Source organism: Burkholderia semiarida (assembly GCF_029268935.1).
Taxonomy (GTDB): domain Bacteria; phylum Pseudomonadota; class Gammaproteobacteria; order Burkholderiales; family Burkholderiaceae; genus Burkholderia; species Burkholderia semiarida.
On sequence record NZ_JAHLCL010000005.1, the window covers coordinates 232609 to 248492 of the forward strand.

The 15884-nt window shown below is 69.5% G+C and carries 23 protein-coding genes; 16 read left to right on the top strand and 7 right to left on the bottom strand.

The genetic code is table 11. The features are described 5' to 3' along the window. Positions 1–21: 21 nt before the first annotated feature. Both KPB06_RS07885 and KPB06_RS07890 read right to left on the bottom strand, forming a co-directional pair. Positions 22–1068, bottom strand: a complete 1047-nt coding sequence (locus tag KPB06_RS07885) for a UDP-glucuronic acid decarboxylase family protein (RefSeq protein WP_059575017.1) — start codon at positions 1066–1068, stop codon at positions 22–24. Further along, a complete protein-coding gene (locus KPB06_RS07890; protein WP_124657415.1) occupies positions 1068–2387 on the bottom strand; it encodes a glycosyltransferase family 4 protein in 1320 nt (439 codons plus the stop codon). Before KPB06_RS07890 ends, KPB06_RS07885 begins: the two co-directional genes overlap by 1 nt. Positions 2388–2631: 244 nt before the next feature. Here KPB06_RS07890 and KPB06_RS07895 point away from each other — a divergent pair, with 244 nt between their 5' ends. The 7 genes from KPB06_RS07895 (at position 2632) to KPB06_RS07925 (ending at position 7357) form a co-directional block, all read left to right on the top strand. Further along, positions 2632–3036 (top strand): BON domain-containing protein, encoded by a 405-nt coding sequence (locus KPB06_RS07895; RefSeq protein WP_275920433.1) that lies wholly within the window; start codon positions 2632–2634, stop codon positions 3034–3036. 30 nt (positions 3037–3066) lie between these two features. Next, entirely contained in the window at positions 3067–4095 is a 1029-nt protein-coding gene (locus KPB06_RS07900; protein WP_124860351.1) for an SDR family oxidoreductase, read from the top strand. A gap of 28 nt (positions 4096–4123) precedes the next feature. Next, positions 4124–4423, top strand: a complete 300-nt coding sequence (locus KPB06_RS07905) for a DUF2795 domain-containing protein (RefSeq protein ID WP_034209262.1) — start codon at positions 4124–4126, stop codon at positions 4421–4423. A gap of 61 nt (positions 4424–4484) precedes the next feature. Further along, entirely contained in the window at positions 4485–5051 is a 567-nt protein-coding gene (locus tag KPB06_RS07910) for a hypothetical protein (RefSeq protein WP_059575020.1), read from the top strand. A 128-nt stretch (positions 5052–5179) separates the two neighbouring features. Next, positions 5180–6037, top strand: coding sequence for an SDR family oxidoreductase (locus tag KPB06_RS07915; RefSeq protein WP_275905400.1), 858 nt, complete (start codon positions 5180–5182; stop codon positions 6035–6037). A gap of 34 nt (positions 6038–6071) precedes the next feature. Then, positions 6072–6686 (top strand): DUF4142 domain-containing protein, encoded by a 615-nt coding sequence (locus tag KPB06_RS07920; RefSeq protein WP_060310438.1) that lies wholly within the window; start codon positions 6072–6074, stop codon positions 6684–6686. A 59-nt stretch (positions 6687–6745) separates the two neighbouring features. After that, a complete protein-coding gene (locus KPB06_RS07925; protein ID WP_059575023.1) occupies positions 6746–7357 on the top strand; it encodes a DUF892 family protein in 612 nt (203 codons plus the stop codon). An 86-nt stretch (positions 7358–7443) separates the two neighbouring features. Here the strand turns inward: KPB06_RS07925 and KPB06_RS07930 are convergent, their stop codons facing one another. Then, the gene (locus KPB06_RS07930) at positions 7444–8736 is read right to left on the bottom strand and encodes an Nramp family divalent metal transporter (protein WP_275905399.1); all 1293 of its coding nucleotides are present in this window, start codon (positions 8734–8736) and stop codon (positions 7444–7446) included. Beyond that, positions 8733–9404 (bottom strand): UdgX family uracil-DNA binding protein, encoded by a 672-nt coding sequence (locus tag KPB06_RS07935; protein WP_059575208.1) that lies wholly within the window; start codon positions 9402–9404, stop codon positions 8733–8735. The genes KPB06_RS07930 and KPB06_RS07935 overlap by 4 nt, the downstream gene beginning before the upstream one ends. 233 nt (positions 9405–9637) lie before the next feature. Between KPB06_RS07935 and KPB06_RS07940 the strand changes: the two genes are divergently transcribed. After that, positions 9638–10117, top strand: coding sequence for a response regulator (locus KPB06_RS07940; protein ID WP_059575025.1), 480 nt, complete (start codon positions 9638–9640; stop codon positions 10115–10117). Between the two features lie 124 nt (positions 10118–10241). Here KPB06_RS07940 and KPB06_RS07945 read toward each other — a convergent pair whose 3' ends face one another. From KPB06_RS07945 to KPB06_RS07955, 3 genes are all read right to left on the bottom strand, one after another. After that, positions 10242–10718: a PRC-barrel domain-containing protein gene (locus KPB06_RS07945; protein WP_059575026.1), complete on the bottom strand. Its 477-nt coding sequence runs from the start codon at positions 10716–10718 to the stop codon at positions 10242–10244. 91 nt (positions 10719–10809) lie between these two features. After that, positions 10810–11241 (bottom strand): CBS domain-containing protein, encoded by a 432-nt coding sequence (locus KPB06_RS07950; RefSeq protein WP_059637162.1) that lies wholly within the window; start codon positions 11239–11241, stop codon positions 10810–10812. A 97-nt stretch (positions 11242–11338) separates the two neighbouring features. Beyond that, positions 11339–11593 (bottom strand): hypothetical protein, encoded by a 255-nt coding sequence (locus KPB06_RS07955; RefSeq protein ID WP_099318428.1) that lies wholly within the window; start codon positions 11591–11593, stop codon positions 11339–11341. 166 nt (positions 11594–11759) lie between these two features. On the opposite strand from KPB06_RS07955, the gene KPB06_RS07960 reads away from it, so the two are divergent. The 8 genes from KPB06_RS07960 to KPB06_RS07995 all read left to right on the top strand — a co-directional run bounded on the left by KPB06_RS07960 (position 11760) and on the right by KPB06_RS07995 (position 15851). Continuing rightward, positions 11760–12062: a hypothetical protein gene (locus tag KPB06_RS07960; protein WP_059575029.1), complete on the top strand. Its 303-nt coding sequence runs from the start codon at positions 11760–11762 to the stop codon at positions 12060–12062. Between the two features lie 205 nt (positions 12063–12267). Continuing rightward, complete coding sequence (locus KPB06_RS07965; protein WP_275905398.1) at positions 12268–12528, top strand: hypothetical protein; 261 nt, start codon at positions 12268–12270, stop codon at positions 12526–12528. Next, positions 12525–12836 (top strand): hypothetical protein, encoded by a 312-nt coding sequence (locus tag KPB06_RS07970; protein WP_275905397.1) that lies wholly within the window; start codon positions 12525–12527, stop codon positions 12834–12836. Before KPB06_RS07965 ends, KPB06_RS07970 begins: the two co-directional genes overlap by 4 nt. 45 nt (positions 12837–12881) lie before the next feature. Continuing rightward, positions 12882–13196, top strand: coding sequence for a hypothetical protein (locus tag KPB06_RS07975; protein ID WP_059637170.1), 315 nt, complete (start codon positions 12882–12884; stop codon positions 13194–13196). Between the two features lie 374 nt (positions 13197–13570). Continuing rightward, positions 13571–15001 carry an RNA polymerase factor sigma-54 gene (locus KPB06_RS07980; protein WP_275905396.1) on the top strand — a complete coding sequence of 477 codons (1431 nt, stop codon included), beginning with the start codon at positions 13571–13573 and terminating at the stop codon, positions 14999–15001. A 70-nt stretch (positions 15002–15071) separates the two neighbouring features. After that, the gene (locus KPB06_RS07985) at positions 15072–15260 is read left to right on the top strand and encodes a DUF3008 family protein (RefSeq protein WP_006498333.1); all 189 of its coding nucleotides are present in this window, start codon (positions 15072–15074) and stop codon (positions 15258–15260) included. A 46-nt stretch (positions 15261–15306) separates the two neighbouring features. Continuing rightward, positions 15307–15468, top strand: a complete 162-nt coding sequence (locus KPB06_RS07990; RefSeq protein WP_006498332.1) for a DUF1328 family protein — start codon at positions 15307–15309, stop codon at positions 15466–15468. Further along, positions 15465–15851: a DUF3022 domain-containing protein gene (locus KPB06_RS07995; protein ID WP_060310432.1), complete on the top strand. Its 387-nt coding sequence runs from the start codon at positions 15465–15467 to the stop codon at positions 15849–15851. Before KPB06_RS07990 ends, KPB06_RS07995 begins: the two co-directional genes overlap by 4 nt. Positions 15852–15884 lie beyond the last annotated feature (33 nt).

Consider the following 15884-nt stretch of genomic DNA (forward strand, 5'->3'; position numbering starts at 1 on the left):
CCAGCGGCGGCCGGCCGCCCGTCAGGTGGTCGGTGCCGGCCGGTTCTGCGTATGGACCTGCGCGAGCAGATGCGACGCGATCCGCGTGCTGCGCACGAGATCGCCGGGCGTGTGGTGCGTGACCTGGCGTTGAATGAAGTACCGCGCGGTGTGCGCGAGCCCGTTCGCGAGCGTCGTCGTCGCGCGCCAGCCAAGCCGCTTCTGCGCGGCGGCGAGATTCGGCCGCCGCTGGCGCGGATCGTCGGCCGGCAGCGGTCGGAACTCGATCGGCACGGTCGCGCCGACGATCCGCACGACTTCCCGCGCGACGTCGATCATCGCGATCTCGACGTCGCTGCCGAGGTTGACCGGCTCGCTCGCGTCGCCCGCTTCGTCCATCAGCCGGATCAACGCGTCGATCATGTCGTCCACGTAGCAGAACGAGCGCGTCTGCTTGCCGTCGCCGTAGACGGTCAACGGCTGTTCCGCGAGCGCCTGCGTGACGAAGTTCGACACGACGCGCCCGTCGGCCGGATGCATGCGCGGGCCATACGTATTGAAGATCCGCGCGATCCGCACGTCGACGCCGTACTGGCGGTGATAGTCCGCGAACAGCGTCTCCGCGCAGCGCTTGCCTTCGTCGTAGCACGCGCGGATGCCGGTCGGATTGACGCGGCCGCAATAGTGCTCGTCCTGCGGATGCACGTCGGGGTCCCCGTACACCTCGCTCGTCGATGCCTGCAGGATGCGCGCCTTCACGCGTTTGGCGAGGCCGAGCAGGTTGATCGCGCCGTGCACGCTGGTCTTCGTCGTCTGCACGGGGTCGCGCTGGTAGTGAACGGGCGACGCCGGGCATGCGAGGTTGTAGATCTCGTCCACTTCGACGTAGAGCGGAAACGTCACGTCGTGCCGCATCAGCTCGAAGTTCGGCGCATCGAGCAGGTGCGCGATGTTGTCCTTCGTGCCCGTGTAGAAATTGTCGACGCACAGCACGTCGTGGCCCTCCGTCACGAGGCGCTCGCACAGATGCGAACCGAGAAAGCCGGCGCCGCCGGTGACGAGGACGCGTTTTCGATCGTAGCCCTTCATTACGTATTCTCCTTGCGGTGTGCGAGCACGCCTTGCGTGGTGCCGACCGGCGTGCGCCGGCCGGTGACCGCCGACGTGCCGGCGCGCTGCGCGCGGGCGACGTCGCGGTAGATGTCGACGAGCCGGTCGGCGACGCCTTGCCAGGTGTAGAAGCGGTGCGCGCGCAGGTAGCCGGCGCGGCCGAGCGCCGCGCACAGGTCCGGTTGCGCGCGCAGTTGCACGAGGCGCGCGGCGAGCGCGGCCGGGTCGCGAGGCGGCACGAGATAGCCGGTAACGCCGTCGTCGACGGTCGTGCGGATGCCGCCGACGTCGCTGCCGATCACCGGCGTCGCGCACGCCATCGCCTCGACCGGCGTGATGCCGAACGGCTCGTACCACGGCGTCGTCACGAACACGTCGGCCGCGCTGTAGTACAGGTGCAGCGCGTCGCGATCGCGCCGGCCGACGAAGGTCACGCGGTTCGCGATGCCGAGTGCGTGCGCGAGGGCGGCGAGCCGCGCGAGTTCCGGGTCGCGCGCGGGGTCGGGCGTGGGCTGGCTGCCGCCGACCACGTACAGGTGCGTCGGCCGTTGCGGATCGCGCGGCATGCGCGCGAGCGCGTCGATCACGGTATCGATGCCCTTGCGCGGCACGAGGCGGCCCAGTTGCAGTATGACGAATGCGTCCTGCGGCCAACCCAGGCGTGCGCGCGCATCGACGCGCGGCACCGGCCGGAATTCCCGCGCGTCGAAGCCGCACGGCACGATCTCGATACGTGCGGTGTCGGCGCGATAGTGCGTCGTCAGGTCGAGCGCGTCCTGCGGGCATTCGGCGATCAGGCGGTCCGAGCGGCGCGCGAGCGTGTCCTCGATCGCGAAGCGCGCGTCGGGGAAGCCGTCGGCCGTGCCCTGGTGCAGCCGCCGCACGCGGCCGAGCGCATGGAACGTCATGACGAGCGGGATGCCGAGCGCTTTTTTCACGCGCAGCGCGGCGTCGCCGGACATGAAGAAGTTCGCGTGCATCACGTCGACGGGGTCGGGCTCGCGCCGCATGCGCGCGATCATGTACTGCGCGAACGCGCCCATGTACGGCAGCAGCCGCTCCTTGGGCACGTCGGTCGGCGGCCCGGCCGGCACGTGGATCACGCGCATGCGCGGGCCGATCGGCACGACTTCCGGCAAGTGCGGATTGTCGCAGCGCGTGTAGACGTCGACGTCGAGGCCGCGCTCCGCGAGCTGCTTCGCGACGTTCGCGACATAGATGTTCTGGCCGCCGGCATCGACGCCGCCGATCACCCCCAGCGGCGATGCATGTTCACTGATCAACGCGATTCTTTGCATGGTCTTGCTCCCGATATCGGGGCCGCGCACACGGGCCGCCGTCACCCGTCGCTCGGCAATCGGCATGCCCGCTGCATTGCGGGGAAAACCGCTTCCCCGTGTGCCGAAAAAATTACAACGCGTTGGATGAAAGGGCGTCTGATCGCGCTGGCGTGCATGCATGCGGCGCACGCGGCGCGGCACGCGACTTGCGCGGCTCCCGTTCACCTGCCGGCGCGTCCGGCTTGACGAAAAGGAGGTCACGATGAAGGTATCCCCGCTACCAGCCCGCTCCCCGCGAATCCGCCGTCAACGCGCGCTGCGCACCGGCATGGCGGTCGCGATCGCCGCGGCCACCGCGTGCATGGTCGTCGCGCCGAACGCGGTCGCCGCCTGCGACGACGGCGCCGCATCGTCGTCGACGTCGTCGTCGCGTTCGAGCACCGGCACGAAAATCCGCGACGCGACGATCACGACCAAGGCGAAGGCCGAGCTCGTCGGCACGAGCGGCCTGTCGGCCGGCGACATCCACGTGAAGACCCGGCACGGCACCGTGACGCTCACCGGCAGCGTGCCCGACGAGCAGCAGCGCACGCAGGCCGTCGGCGTCGTCAAGCAGGTCGACGGCGTGCAGGACGTGCGCGACCAGTTGACCATCCGGCCCAAATAACCGCGCGTCGACCGTCACAGGAGTCCAGCGATGAACTGCATGCTCAAACCGGTCGGCGAACAGACGATCGTGATTACCGGCGCGACGAGCGGCATCGGTCTCGTCACCGCGCGCAAGGCGGCGCGGCGGGGCGCGAAGCTCGTGCTGTTCGCACGCAACGAGGACGCGCTGAACACGCTGTGCGAGGAAATCCGCCAGCACGGTGGCCTCGCGGTGCAGGTCGCCGGCGACGTCGGCAACATCGAGGATCTGCAGCGCGCGGCCGCGACGGCGGCCGATACGTACGGCGGCTTCGACACCTGGGTCAACAATGCCGGTGTGTCGATCTTCGGGACGGCGGCCCAGGTGCCGCTCGAGGATCAGCGCCGGCTGTTCGACACCAACTACTGGGGCGTCGTGCACGGCTCGCTCGTCGCGGCCGACCATTTCCGGCGCAAGAGCGATTTCCACGGCGGCGCGATCATCAACATGGGCAGCGAGGCATCCGACGCGCCGGTGCCGCTGCAAAGCGCGTACGTCGCATCGAAGCACGCGGTGAAGGGCTTCACCGATTCGCTGCGACTCGAGATGGAGGCCGACCACCTGCCGGTTTCCGTCACGCTGATCAAGCCGGCCGCGATCGACACGATGTTCGTGATGCACGCGAAGAACTACATGAACGTCGAGGCGAAGCTGCCGCCGCCGATCTACGACCCCGACCTGGTGGCCGACGCGATCCTGTTCGCGGCCGCGCATCCGCGCCGCACGCTGTTCGTCGGCGGCGCCGCGAAGTTCACGTCTGCGAGCGCGTACCACGCGCCGCGCCTGTTCGATCGCGTGGCGGCCACGCTGTTCTCGCGCGGCCAGCGCACGGTGCGGCCCGCGCGGCCGCGCGACGACAACGCGCTGTACGACTCGCGCCATGCGCTGCACGAGCGCGAAGGCATGGAAGGCCCCGTGCTGCGCAGCTGTGCGTACAACACGGTGGTGCAGCGGCCGAAGGTTGCCGGCGCGGTCGCGCTCGGCGCGGCGGCGCTGATGTTTGCCGCGTTCGCGCGCGCACGCCGTCCGTCCGCGTGATTTTCGTTCATTTTCCAAGGAGGCTTTCATGACATCCCGACAACATACGGGCCACGAATACAGCCACTCGCGTGCGCACGAAGGCGAGCGCACGCAGCAGGATCACGACAAGGGAGGCCATCAGACGGGCCACGGCAAGCCGCCGAGCCCCGTCGACGTGCAGAAGGCGCTCAAGGGCATGGACTACCCGGCGAGCAAGTCCGACGTCGTGCAGTGCGCGGAACGCGCGCATGCGGACCGCGAGGTGCTCGACATGCTGCGCAAGATCCCGGAGCGCGAGTACGACACGCCCGCATCGGTATCGAAGGAACTCGGGCGGCTGATGTAAGTGCCGTCCCGTCGCGCCGCGTGCGCGAGCGCGCGGCGCACCCATCACGAGGAGCACGACCATGGCGATGATCGTCGCAGGCCGTTTCACGACGTTCGATGAAGCGGAAGGTGGGGCGCGTCACCTCTACGAGCGCGCGTTCGGGCCCGACGACGTGTCGATCTTCTTCCTGAACCCCGGCGGCCAGCACGCGCGCTTCCCGATCGGCGGCGACGTGTATGCCGACACGGCGGCGAAACCGGGCGGGCGCGGCGCGATGATCGGCGCGATTCGCGGGCTGCTGATCGGCGTCGTCGCCGGATTGATCGTGTATGCGGTCGGCCTGCGCTACTGGTTCGTGCCGGCTGCCGGCGCGCTGGCCGGCGCCTATCTCGGCGCATTCGGCGGCGCGCTCGGCCGGATGCGCGGCGAGCAGGCCGAAGGCAAGGGCACGCTCGCGCAGAGCGAAACCGGCGTGATCCTCGCCGCGCGCGTGACGCCCGACACCGCGACGGCCGCCGAAGACGTGCTGCGCGCGACCGGCGCGAAGTCGATCGAGCGCGTCGAGGGCGACTGGCAGAACGGCGAATGGCGCGATTTCGATCCGGTGCGCCGGCCCGACGAAGCGCCATCCGACGTGCCGCGCTGAATACGCCCTTTTTTCCAAGCGCTTGCAAAGCACACCGTCGAAACCCGGCCGGCGCGCGCGGGCCGGCGTGCGCCGCGCGCGGCACGCCGTTTGCGCAGCATCGACGGCATTCGTTCAAGGAGGAACACATGACCACCGCACAGACTCCACCGCCGCAGAAACAGTCGCATCAGCCGGGCACCGAGCGCGACATGCACCCGAAGCCGCGCGACGAGGCGGCCGACTACGTCGGCAGCGGCAAGCTCGCGGGCAAGGTCGCGCTGGTGACGGGCGGCGACAGCGGGATCGGCCGCGCCGTGGCGATCGGTTTCGCGAAGGAGGGCGCGGACGTCGCGATCGTCTACCTGAAGGAATCCGACGATGCCGCGCACACGAAGAAGCTGATCGAGCAGGCCGGACGGCGTTGCGAGGCGATCGCATGCGACATCGGCGATCGCCGGCAGGCGCGCGACGCGGTGGCGCGCACGGTCGAGCGGCTCGGCCGGCTCGACGTGCTCGTCAACAACGCAGGCGAGCAGCATCCGCAGCCGGGCATCGAGGACGTGTCCGAGGAGCAGCTCGAACGCACGTTCCGCACGAACGTGTACGGCATGTTCTTCTGCACGCAGGCGGCGCTGCCGCACATGAAGCAAGGCGGCCGCATCGTCAATACGGCGTCGGTCACCGCGTATCACGGCAGCCCGAAGCTGCCCGACTACTCGGCGACCAAGGGCGCGATCGTCGCGTTCACGCGCTCGCTGTCGATCGAGCTGGCCGAGCGCGACATCCGCGTGAACGCGGTCGCGCCGGGGCCGATCTGGACGCCGCTGATTCCGTCGACGTTCACGCCCGAGCAGGTCGAGAAATTCGGCTCGAACGTGCCGCTCAAGCGGCCGGGCCAGCCGGACGAACTGATCGGCTGCTACGTGCTGCTCGCGTCGGAAGGCGCGAGCTACATGACCGGGCAGACGCTGCACCCGAACGGCGGCTCGATCGTCGGCGGCTGATGGCCGTTTCCACGCAAGTACCAGGAGAAAGCACATGAGACAACCCAACTGGACGATCGCGGCGCTCGCCGCCGGCGTGCTCGCGGTGTCGGCGCTCGCCCGCGCGCAGATGCCGAGCGAGCCGCCCGCGTCGAATTCGCATGTGCCGGGCGGCGTGATCAATCCGTCGTCGGGCGCGGGCGCCGCGGGCGACCCCGGCATCGCGAAAGCGCCGAAGGGCGCCGACGCGGAATTCGTCGACAAGGCCGCGATGGCCGGCAAGGCGGAAGTGCAGGCCAGCCAGCTCGCGCTGAAGCAGGCGCAATCGGCCGACGTGCGGGCATTCGCGAAACGGATGGTCGCGGACCACGGCAAGGCGAACGCGAAGCTCAGTGAGATCGCCGCGCGCAAGGGCATGAAGCCGCAGGTCGACACGATCTCGGACCCCGACGTGGAGGCGCTGCGCGGCAAGCGCGGGCACGACTTCGACACCGCCTATCTCGCGGCGGCCGGCCCCGATGCGCACAAGAAGGCGGTCGCGTTGTTCGAAGACGAAGCGCGCGACGGCAAGGACGCGCAACTGCGCGCGTTCGCGAAATCCACGCTGCCGACGCTCAAGCATCACCTGAGCATGGCGGAAACGGTCGCACGCAAGGTGGGCGCGCAATAACGCGCGCCCGGTTCCACCCCTGGGCCGCACGTGCGGCCCGCTTTTTCGGAGAAGCAGTCATGGCCCAACGGCAATCGAAGCACGAAGGTATCCTCGAACTGCTCTGCCAGGCATACGAGACCGAGCTTGGCGGCGCGCAGATCTACGAGGCCGCGCTCCAGTGCGCGACCGACGAGGACCTGCACAAGGAATGGGAGAAGTACCATCGGGAGACGCTGCATCACCAGGAGGTGCTGCGCAAGGTATTCGAAACGCTCGGCCTCGACCCGGATACGCAGTCGCCGGGGCGCGCCGCGGTGGCGGCGACCGGCAAGTCGCTGGTGCAGGTGATCGAGCAGGCGAAGAAGCAGGCCGACCCGGCGGTCGCGCAGGTCGTCGCGGCCGAATGCGTGGTGCTGGCCGAAACCAAGGACCACCTGAACTGGGAGCTGATCGGCTACGCGGCAGATCAACTGCCCGACAGTAACGCTGCGAAGGTGTTGAAGGCCGCGCACGATGAAGTCGAGGCCGACGAGGATCATCACCTGTATCACACGCGTGGCTGGGCGCGCGAGATGTGGATCGAGTCGATGGGCTTCAAGGCGGTGCTCCCGCCGCCGGAGGAAGTGAAGAAAGTGGAGTCCGCCGCCGATGCGGCGCGTGCCGAGCGCTCGCGCGGCAAGATGATGTAATATCGCGGGCCAAGCGGGCGGCGCGGCCGCCCGCTTGCTGGTCGAGAAGGTTGCGCACGCAACCTCGTTCATCTCCGTTCCGTCGATCACGTCAGCAGATCGACGATCATCGTGGCCACCGCCGCCGCCATCAGCACGACCGCCAGCCAGCCGAACAGTTTCGACACCGGCCCGCTGCCGGGCTGGCCGGCCGCATCGCGCTTGCGCGACAGCAGCATCACCAGCACGAGCATCGGCACCGCCGCGATGCCGTTGAGCACCGCGCTCCAGTACAACGCGCGGATCGGGTCGATCGGGCCGAAGCAGATCGCGATGCCGACGATCACGCACAGCGCCAGCACCGTGTAGAACGCGGGCGCGCGCTTCACGGGCTCGTTCAGCCCTTCGCGGAACCGCCACGCTTCCGCGCACCCGTAGGCAGCGCTGCCCGCGAACGCGGGAATCGCGAGCAGCCCGCAGCCGACGATGCCGAACGCGAATACGAGAAACGCGGCTTCGCCGGCGATCGGCCGCAATGCCTCCGCGGCCTGCGCGGTGCTGCCGATGTCGTGCCGGCCGCGCGCGAAGAAGACGGCCGAGCCGATCACCATGATGCAGAACGACACCGCGTTGGTGACGATCATGCCGGTCCACGTGTCGAACGTGATGCGCCGCTCGGTCTCGCGGCGCGTGCTGCGCTCGCCGTCCTGTTGCTCGGCCGTGGTTTCCTCGACTTCGAGCGCGGCTTGCCACACGAACAGGTACGGGCTCAGCGTCGTGCCGAGCACGGCGACCGCGGTGGTCGCATACGCATGCGTGAACGCGATCTGCGGCAGCACGATCGCATGCAGCAGGCCGGCCCAGTCGATGTGCACGAAGCCGAGTTCGAGCACGTACGCGATCAGGCCGAGCGTCATCCATTTCAGCCAGCGCGCGTAGCGTTCGTACGACAGCAGCACCTGCAACGCGAGCGACGCGATCCCGTAGAGCGGCGCATACCAGTAGCTGCGGCCGCCGACGACGAGCGCCGTCGCATCGCCCATCGCCGCGAGATCCGCGCCGACGTTCGCGACGTTGACGATCACGACCATCACGATCAACGTCTTCGCGACGCGATCGGAAAAATGCTCGCGGATGCCGGCCACGAGCCCTTCGCGATTGCGCCGGCCGATGAATGCCGACGCGAGCTGCACCGCGACCATCATCGGCAGCGTGACAATGATCATCCACAGCATGTTGAAACCGAACTGGCTGCCGGCCTGCGCGTAGACGGCGACGTTGCTCGGATCGGCGTCCGACGCGCCCGCAAGCAGGCCGGGGCCGAGCCGCCGGTACCACGGCTTCGCGGCGGGCGGCGGCGCTTCGGCCGCCGGCCGCGCGTCTTCGTCGAGTCCGCTCATCCGGCGTCCCCGTGCGACGGGCGCCCGCCGCCGTGGCGCCGCTCGCGCGCGAGGCGCGACGCCGTGCGCAATGCGTCCACCAGCGTGCGGTAGGCGTGTTCGCGGGAATCGGCGCCGCGCGTGCGCAGCACGTACGACGGATGATAGGTCGCGACGACGAGCCGGCCGTCCTCGGTGCGCACCGGCGCGCGCGTGCGCTCGAGCGTCGCGTCGTTGTCCTGCAGCACCGCGCGTAGCGCCGTCGCGCCGAGCGCGACCACCACGCGCGGCTGTACGGCTTCGAGCTCGCGCTCGAGCCAGTAGTGGCACGCGGCCACTTCGCGCTGCGCGGGCGTCTTGTGCAGCCGCCGCTTGCCGCGCGGCTCCCATTTGAAGTGCTTGACCGCATTCGTCAGGTAGACGTGCGAGCGTTCGATCCCGGCTTCGTCGAGTGCGCGATCGAGCATGCGGCCGGCCGCGCCGACGAACGGCAGGCCCGCGCGGTCCTCCTGGTCGCCCGGCTGCTCGCCGACCAGCATGATCGGCGCGTCGACGGGCCCGGCGCCCGGCACCGGCTGCGTCGCGTGTTCCCACAGCGTGCAGCGGCGGCACGCGTCGAGCGTGGCCGGCGTATCGTCGTCGGTCGGCGGCGGCGTGGATGCCGGGCGCGCGGGCGGTTTGCGCGTCATGCGGCGCCCCGGGCCCGGGCCGGGCAAGCGGCGCGCCGCGGTTGCGCGGAACATGCCGGCGCGCGTGCTGTCGCACGGGCGGAGGGAAGCAGAGCGGGCGCGGGAAGCCGCATCGTGCGCATGAAAGACTCCTGTGTCGGCGATGCGAAAGAGACAGCAACCGGCATGCCGCACTCGGTCGATATGGGCGCGCGCCTTGCTTGGCAAACCGGTCCAACGACAGGAGAAGCACGATGCAACCCGACCCCGGCGACGATCCGGCCGCCGACGACGTGCTGCTGTGGCGCGCGCCCGACAGCGTGCCGCGCCGCCCGCGCCGCGTGCTGGTCGTCGACGACTATCGCGAAGCGGCCGATGCGCTGCGCCTGCTGCTGGAGGCGCGCGGCTTCGAGTGCCGGGTTGCCGACGATCCGTTCGCGGTGTGCGACGTCGCGCGCGACTGGCAGCCATTCGCGGTCGTGCTCGACATCGCGATGCCGGGCCTCGACGGGCTGCAACTCGCGGCGCGACTGCGCGGCGATCCGCAAACGGCCGACATGCTGCTGGTGGCGTGCAGCGGGCTCGCGTCGCGGCGGGATCAGGAACAGGCGAAGGAAGCCGGCTTCGACGCGCATTGCGCGAAGCCGCTGACGCCGCACCGGCTGCTGGGCTACCTCGAATCGGCAAGCGGCGGTGCCGCGAAGCCGGACGGGGACGTTACACGCCCCTTGTAAAAAGGCTGGCGGCGCGCGGGGTGCGGCACCTGCCGGCACGGCGCGGCGGACAAAAAACGCCCCGCGCGGAGCGGGGCGTGTCGCATCAAAGGCGCCGGCGCTCCGGCGCCACGTCGTGGCGCGCTCAGTGGCGGCCGCGCGGATCGTTCAGGTCCTCAGTCGGGTCGGTGAGCCCGAGCTCGTCGCCGGCACTCCAGTACGGTGTGCTGCCGTAGAACTCGTGCAGCGGCTCGGCCCATTGCGGATCGGCCATCGCCGGCCAATGGTCCTTGTCGAACCCCGGCGCGTTGCGGATCCGCTCGGACGACACCGACAGCAGGAAGCACTTGCGCTCGGTGTCGAGCGTCAGCGCGCTCCACGGAATGGCGTGCAGCTTGTCGCCGATGCCGAGGATGCCGCCGCTCGACAGCACCGCATACGCGATGCGGCCGGAGCGCACGTCGAGCATGATGTCCTTGATCTTGCCGACGTCGTCGCCGTCGGTCGTATAGACCTTGTCGCCTTCCAGCGTATCGGCCGCCATCACGTCGGGGCCGGGGCCGGCCGCCGTCGCGGCGCCCTTGCCGATGATGCGGGTCTGACCTTGATTGGAAGTCTGCATGGTTTCCTCCAGGCTGCGTGGGGCGCGACCGTGCCCGGGGCGGGCCCTGCGGGTCGCGCGGGGTGGGCAGGGCGAAGCGGGAATCGCTTCGTCACGTCTGCTTCGGTTGCGACACGCCTTCGAGCGTGTTCGCCACGTCGTCGCGCTCGGGGCTCGCCGTGCGCGTCGCGATGTCGGCGAGCGAGAGCATGCCGACCAGTCGCTTGTCGTGATCGACGACGGGCAGCCGGCGCAGTTGCGCGTCGGCCATGTAGTGCTGGATCTCGTCCAGCGAATCGTCGTCGAAGCACCATTCGATCGGGCCGGACGCGACCTCGTGGATTCGCGTCTCCGGCGGCTTGCCAGCCGAGATCGCGCGCACCGCGAGATCGCGGTCCGTCACCATCCCCACCAGCCGGTTGTTGTCGCACACGGGCAGCGCGCCGATGTCGTAGCGCTCCATCAATTGGGCGGCGTGACGGATCGAGTCGGTCGGCGAGATCCGCACGACGTCCTGCGACATGATTTCGTGGACGCGATGCATGCAATTCTCCTTGCGGGTGGGTGTAGCAACGTGTAGCAATGGGCCGATGCGGCCGCCGCGGTTCAGCAAAGCACATGCCGTGCGCGCCGCCGCCGCGTCACGCGTCGTCGCGGTCGCGTTTGTCCTGCCACGGCCCGTCGTCGTGCGTGCCGGGCGGCGTGTCGGGCTCGATGCGCGTGACACCGCCCGTCGCGGGCGCGTCGCTCGCCGGAAACGTGTCCTCGAGCTGCTTGTCGATATGACGTTCGGAATGGCCCGTACGCGTGCGGTCCTGATCCTTCAGCGGCGGTTGCGGATCGGGTTGCCGCTCGTGCGCCGGTGCGTTCTGGCCGGGCCGGGTCGGATCCTTCATGGCGGTGCTCCGTATCGGTGACGATGATGCGCCTGTGCCGCAACCGGCGTTCCCGGTTCGCCCCCCGGCACGCGACTTGCCGCAGCGGCGCAGACGACCATGACGACGATGACGACGCAGGCGCGACGGCGTGTCTGCTGCGCACACATCAAGCGGAGGCACGACGATGATTCCGAAACGACGACCAGGCGTGCGCTATGAGATCAACGTATGCGGGGGCGGATTCGATTCGGTGAAAAGCCATTTCGATACGTGGAAGCGCGAGCCGCTGATCTACCGGCCCGAGCGCCGGATGTTCGAAGGCAAGGCCGACGTGCGGCCGCTCGGCGACGAGACGTTCGGCGCGACCGAGCCCGCGCGCTTCGCGCTGCAGCGGGCGTGCGAGCCGTCGGATCCGTACGCGCTCGCCGCGCGCGTGCGCGACGACGGCCGCGAGCTGTGGCTGGTGATGGCCGCCTATGACGCGTAGCGGCGCGCTTGCAAGATTTTCAGCGAACGGTGTAGCGAAGGCATGGCGCTTCGCGCCGCACCGCGCGGCTGTGTATCCGCCCGCGTATCGATTCCCGCGCGGTCCCCGTGCGATCTCCGTGTGCGGGCGGCCCGGCCGCACGGCATGCGGTTTGCGAATCCTCGCCATGCGGCTGTCGCGCCGATCCCGACCGAATCCCGCAACGATGGAATTGCCGATGAAAAACGAACCCGCGCAGTGGCTGCAACGGCCCGAACCGCCGCTTCCCGACATCGAGCCGGACCCCGAGCCGCCCGACCCCGACGACGTGCCGCCGGACATGCCCGAGCCGTACCGGCAACCGGAGGGCGATCCGCCCGGGCATGCGCCGCCGGAACGCGATCCGCCGTCGCGCGAGCCGCCGGTGCGGGCGCTGCCGGTGAGCGCGGCGTCGCGAACGACATCGGCAAGGGAGGGCCTGCGATGAGCATCCGCGTGAAACCCGGCCTGCTGCGCGACATCGCCGAAACGCTGGGCCGGCATTTCGAGGCGCGCGCGATCCCGTTCCATGTCGAGGAGCACCCGGCCGGCGCGTTGCATATCGGCTTTCGCGTCGACGGCCATCCGGCGTCGCTGACCGTGACGTTCGACGGCGACGCATTCACCGCGCTCGAACGGGCCGACGTCGGCCGGCAACGCGGCACGCTCACGCGCGTCGCGGCCGAATTCGACACGATGATGGCGCGCCGCGCACCGACCGCGTACGCGGGCGATTTCCATTTCAACCGGCTCTGAGCCACGCTGCCACGGCGCGGCCCGCAACCATGGGAGGAGGATTCGATGAACACGATCCAGACGATCCGCATGGGCGCGTGCGCGGTGGCCGCCGCGTGCGCGCTGGGCGCATGCACGCAACCGGTCGGCGGCCCGTACGGCACGCATGCGGCGCCGCCCGCGCCGCCCGACGGCCGCGGCGCGCAATCGACCACGACGATGCCGGACGCGAACACGCGCTACGATACGCGTCCGTCGCCGGGCAACACGATGCCGCCGGGCGCGACCGTCGGCCAACCGGTCGACGCACCGCCGCCCGGCCCGAACGGCACGCAGGGCGATCGGCCGCTACCGGGCACGCCGCCGCCGATGCAGTACTGACAGGATGTTGCGGCGTGGCGCCGTGCCACGGCATGCAGCACCGCGATGCGGCCGGGGCAACGCGATGGCGAATCCGCACGCGCATCCGGCGCCATCTGCCCGGATCGTCGAGCGCTTTACTCGACCGGTCGGAGGGCGACCGCATCGATGCTAAAGAGGACGGGCAGTCAGCCTAGGGCGGGGCCGCGTTTGCCCGAGCGAAATACGTGCCCCCAAACTTGCCCCGGGCTTGTAAAAAAGCAGGCTCGGGCGGGGGGCGACACGGGGTGCGAACCTCCGAGAGCCGCGCCCTGTCGCGCTTCGCACGACTGGCACGGATGCTGCATGACGTTCGGTAGAAGACATACCCGAACCGAACCGTCAGGAGGCTTTTGATGCCCGTCTCGCTTGCGCTGCAGATGCGACAGCATCTCGCACTCACGCCGAGGCTTCAGCAGTCGCTGCGGCTGCTGCAGTTGTCCTCGCTCGAATTTCAACAGGAATTGCGTCAGGCGCTCGACATGAACCCGTTTCTCGAAGACGGCCCGGGCGACGACGAGACCGCGGCCACCCCCGAGCAACCGACCGAAGCGGCCGCGCCTGAAACGGCGCCCGAGCGCGACGAAATCCGCCCGCCGGACGGCGAGGTGCCGTTTACCGCCGCGCCCGCGCCGCGCGGCACGAGCCGCCAGGGCGACGACACCGACGGGCTGTCGCCCGGCGAATGGATGGCCGCCGAGCCGTCGCTGCATCAGCAGTTGCACGATGCGCTGCGGCTCTATCCGCTCAACAAACGCGATCGCGAGGCCGCGCGCCTCGTGATCGATGCGCTCGACGACGACGGCTACCTGCGGCAGGAACTCCCTGAACTGCTGGTCGCCGCCGATCCCGCGTGGCTGCTGTCGGAGCAGGATCTGGCGGTCGCGCTGCGGCTCGTGCAGATGCTCGACCGGCCGGGTATCGCCGCTCGTTCGTTATCCGAATGCCTGGTGCTGCAACTGGACGCGATTCCGGCCGGCACGCCGGCGCTCGCGGAAGCGAAAGCGATCGCGCGCGAGCATCTGGAGCGGCTCGCGCGCCGCGAGACGGCCGAAATCCAGCGGCGCCTCGGCTGCAATCAGCAGACGCTGCAGGCCGCCTGCGCGCTGGTGCGCGGGCTCGACCCGCGCCCCGGCAATCACTACGGCAGCACGCGCGGCGACTACGTGGTGCCCGACGTGATCGTGCGTCAGGTGCGCGACGAGTGGATCGTCACGATCAATCCGGCCGTGCTGCCGCGTGCGCGGTTGCACGAGCGCTACGCGACGCTGTTCGCGCAGTCGAGCGGCGAGCGCGATTCGCCGCTCGGCCAGCAATTGCAGGAAGCGCGCTGGCTGATCCGCAACGTGCAGAAGCGCTTCGACACGATCCAGCGCGTGGGCGAATGCATCGTCGCGCGGCAGCGCGATTTCTTCCGCTACGGCGAGATCGCGATGAAGCCGCTGGTGCTGCGCGATATCGCGGAGGAACTGGACCTGCACGAATCGACCGTCTCGCGCGCGACCGGCAACAAGTACATGGCCACGCCGCACGGCACGTTCGAGTTCAAGCATTTCTTCCCGCGCAAGCTCGAGGCGGCCGGCAAGGGCGTGTGCTCGGCCTCCGCCGCGAAGGTGCTGATCCGCGACATGATCGCGGCCGAGCGGCATACCGATCCGCTGTCCGACGTCGCGCTCGCCGAAAATCTCGCGGGCCGCGGCATTCTTCTTGCGCGTCGGACGGTGACCAAGTATCGCCAGGCGATGAAGATTCCGCCGGCCGACCTGCGGCGCCGCGACGCCGCGTGACGGCCTCATTGTTCCAACCACGCGCGCGCCGTCCGTCGCGTCGGCTCGCGCCAACGAGAGGAGCGCAATCATGCCAGCCAAATCCCAGGCGCAGCAGCGCGCCGCAGGGGCCGCGCTGTCGGCCAAGCGCGGTGACACGAAAATGAAGGATCTGAAGCCGCCGTCGAAATCGATGGCCAAGTCGATGAGCGAGAAAGAGCTCGAGAAAATGGCTTCCACGCCCACGCACGGCAAACCGAAACACAAGCACGATGCGTGAGCGCCGCCGACGTTTAGTGACGACCGCTGTCATCCAGGAGGGTTCCATGCTTCGATACGCCATCATCTTCTTCGTCATCGCGATCATCGCGGCGGTGTTCGGGTTCGGCGGCATTGCCGCCGGCGCGGCCGAGATCGCGAAGATCCTGTTCTACATCTTCGTCGTGATCTTCCTGGTCACGCTGTTGCTGGGGGTCGTGCGCCGATGACGGTCGCGCCCGACCGGTCGCGGCGCGTCGCGGAACTCGAGCACGCGTTCGCGATCGGCTTTCCGTCGCAGTCGACCGTCGTCGTTCACGAGGACGACGCGTCGGGCCGGCTGACGATCCACGTATCGTGGGTGCGCGTGCCCTCCGACGAGGATGCGCGCGAATGGCGCTGCACGGTCGACATGCGGTTCGATGCGGACGTGATCGAGCGGTATGCGCTGCTCGACACGGCCGACCGGCTGCGCGTGCGCACGCAACTGTGCGACCGCGCGCGGCGCGCGGTGGACGAGCACAAGCCGCGCGTCGAGGATGCCGTGATCGAATGCAACGTGGCGCTCGACGTGACGGCCGTCGAATTCGACGCGGCGCTGCGCGCGCCCTGACGCCGCCGGCCCGCGGGCGCCCATCGGGCGCCG

What these genes read in the sequence shown, in the direction of transcription:
- KPB06_RS07885 (WP_059575017.1), bottom strand. Translation starts at nt 1,068, where the DNA reads ATGAAGGGCTACGATCGAAAACGCGTCCTCGTCACCGGCGGCGCCGGC.
- KPB06_RS07890 (WP_124657415.1), bottom strand. Translation starts at nt 2,387, where the DNA reads ATGCAAAGAATCGCGTTGATCAGTGAACATGCATCGCCGCTGGGGGTG.
- KPB06_RS07895 (WP_275920433.1), top strand. Translation starts at nt 2,632, where the DNA reads ATGAAGGTATCCCCGCTACCAGCCCGCTCCCCGCGAATCCGCCGTCAA.
- KPB06_RS07900 (WP_124860351.1), top strand. Translation starts at nt 3,067, where the DNA reads ATGAACTGCATGCTCAAACCGGTCGGCGAACAGACGATCGTGATTACC.
- KPB06_RS07905 (WP_034209262.1), top strand. Translation starts at nt 4,124, where the DNA reads ATGACATCCCGACAACATACGGGCCACGAATACAGCCACTCGCGTGCG.
- KPB06_RS07910 (WP_059575020.1), top strand. Translation starts at nt 4,485, where the DNA reads ATGGCGATGATCGTCGCAGGCCGTTTCACGACGTTCGATGAAGCGGAA.
- KPB06_RS07915 (WP_275905400.1), top strand. Translation starts at nt 5,180, where the DNA reads ATGACCACCGCACAGACTCCACCGCCGCAGAAACAGTCGCATCAGCCG.
- KPB06_RS07920 (WP_060310438.1), top strand. Translation starts at nt 6,072, where the DNA reads ATGAGACAACCCAACTGGACGATCGCGGCGCTCGCCGCCGGCGTGCTC.
- KPB06_RS07925 (WP_059575023.1), top strand. Translation starts at nt 6,746, where the DNA reads ATGGCCCAACGGCAATCGAAGCACGAAGGTATCCTCGAACTGCTCTGC.
- KPB06_RS07930 (WP_275905399.1), bottom strand. Translation starts at nt 8,736, where the DNA reads ATGAGCGGACTCGACGAAGACGCGCGGCCGGCGGCCGAAGCGCCGCCG.
- KPB06_RS07935 (WP_059575208.1), bottom strand. Translation starts at nt 9,404, where the DNA reads ATGACGCGCAAACCGCCCGCGCGCCCGGCATCCACGCCGCCGCCGACC.
- KPB06_RS07940 (WP_059575025.1), top strand. Translation starts at nt 9,638, where the DNA reads ATGCAACCCGACCCCGGCGACGATCCGGCCGCCGACGACGTGCTGCTG.
- KPB06_RS07945 (WP_059575026.1), bottom strand. Translation starts at nt 10,718, where the DNA reads ATGCAGACTTCCAATCAAGGTCAGACCCGCATCATCGGCAAGGGCGCC.
- KPB06_RS07950 (WP_059637162.1), bottom strand. Translation starts at nt 11,241, where the DNA reads ATGCATCGCGTCCACGAAATCATGTCGCAGGACGTCGTGCGGATCTCG.
- KPB06_RS07955 (WP_099318428.1), bottom strand. Translation starts at nt 11,593, where the DNA reads ATGAAGGATCCGACCCGGCCCGGCCAGAACGCACCGGCGCACGAGCGG.
- KPB06_RS07960 (WP_059575029.1), top strand. Translation starts at nt 11,760, where the DNA reads ATGATTCCGAAACGACGACCAGGCGTGCGCTATGAGATCAACGTATGC.
- KPB06_RS07965 (WP_275905398.1), top strand. Translation starts at nt 12,268, where the DNA reads ATGGAATTGCCGATGAAAAACGAACCCGCGCAGTGGCTGCAACGGCCC.
- KPB06_RS07970 (WP_275905397.1), top strand. Translation starts at nt 12,525, where the DNA reads ATGAGCATCCGCGTGAAACCCGGCCTGCTGCGCGACATCGCCGAAACG.
- KPB06_RS07975 (WP_059637170.1), top strand. Translation starts at nt 12,882, where the DNA reads ATGAACACGATCCAGACGATCCGCATGGGCGCGTGCGCGGTGGCCGCC.
- KPB06_RS07980 (WP_275905396.1), top strand. Translation starts at nt 13,571, where the DNA reads ATGCCCGTCTCGCTTGCGCTGCAGATGCGACAGCATCTCGCACTCACG.
- KPB06_RS07985 (WP_006498333.1), top strand. Translation starts at nt 15,072, where the DNA reads ATGCCAGCCAAATCCCAGGCGCAGCAGCGCGCCGCAGGGGCCGCGCTG.
- KPB06_RS07990 (WP_006498332.1), top strand. Translation starts at nt 15,307, where the DNA reads ATGCTTCGATACGCCATCATCTTCTTCGTCATCGCGATCATCGCGGCG.
- KPB06_RS07995 (WP_060310432.1), top strand. Translation starts at nt 15,465, where the DNA reads ATGACGGTCGCGCCCGACCGGTCGCGGCGCGTCGCGGAACTCGAGCAC.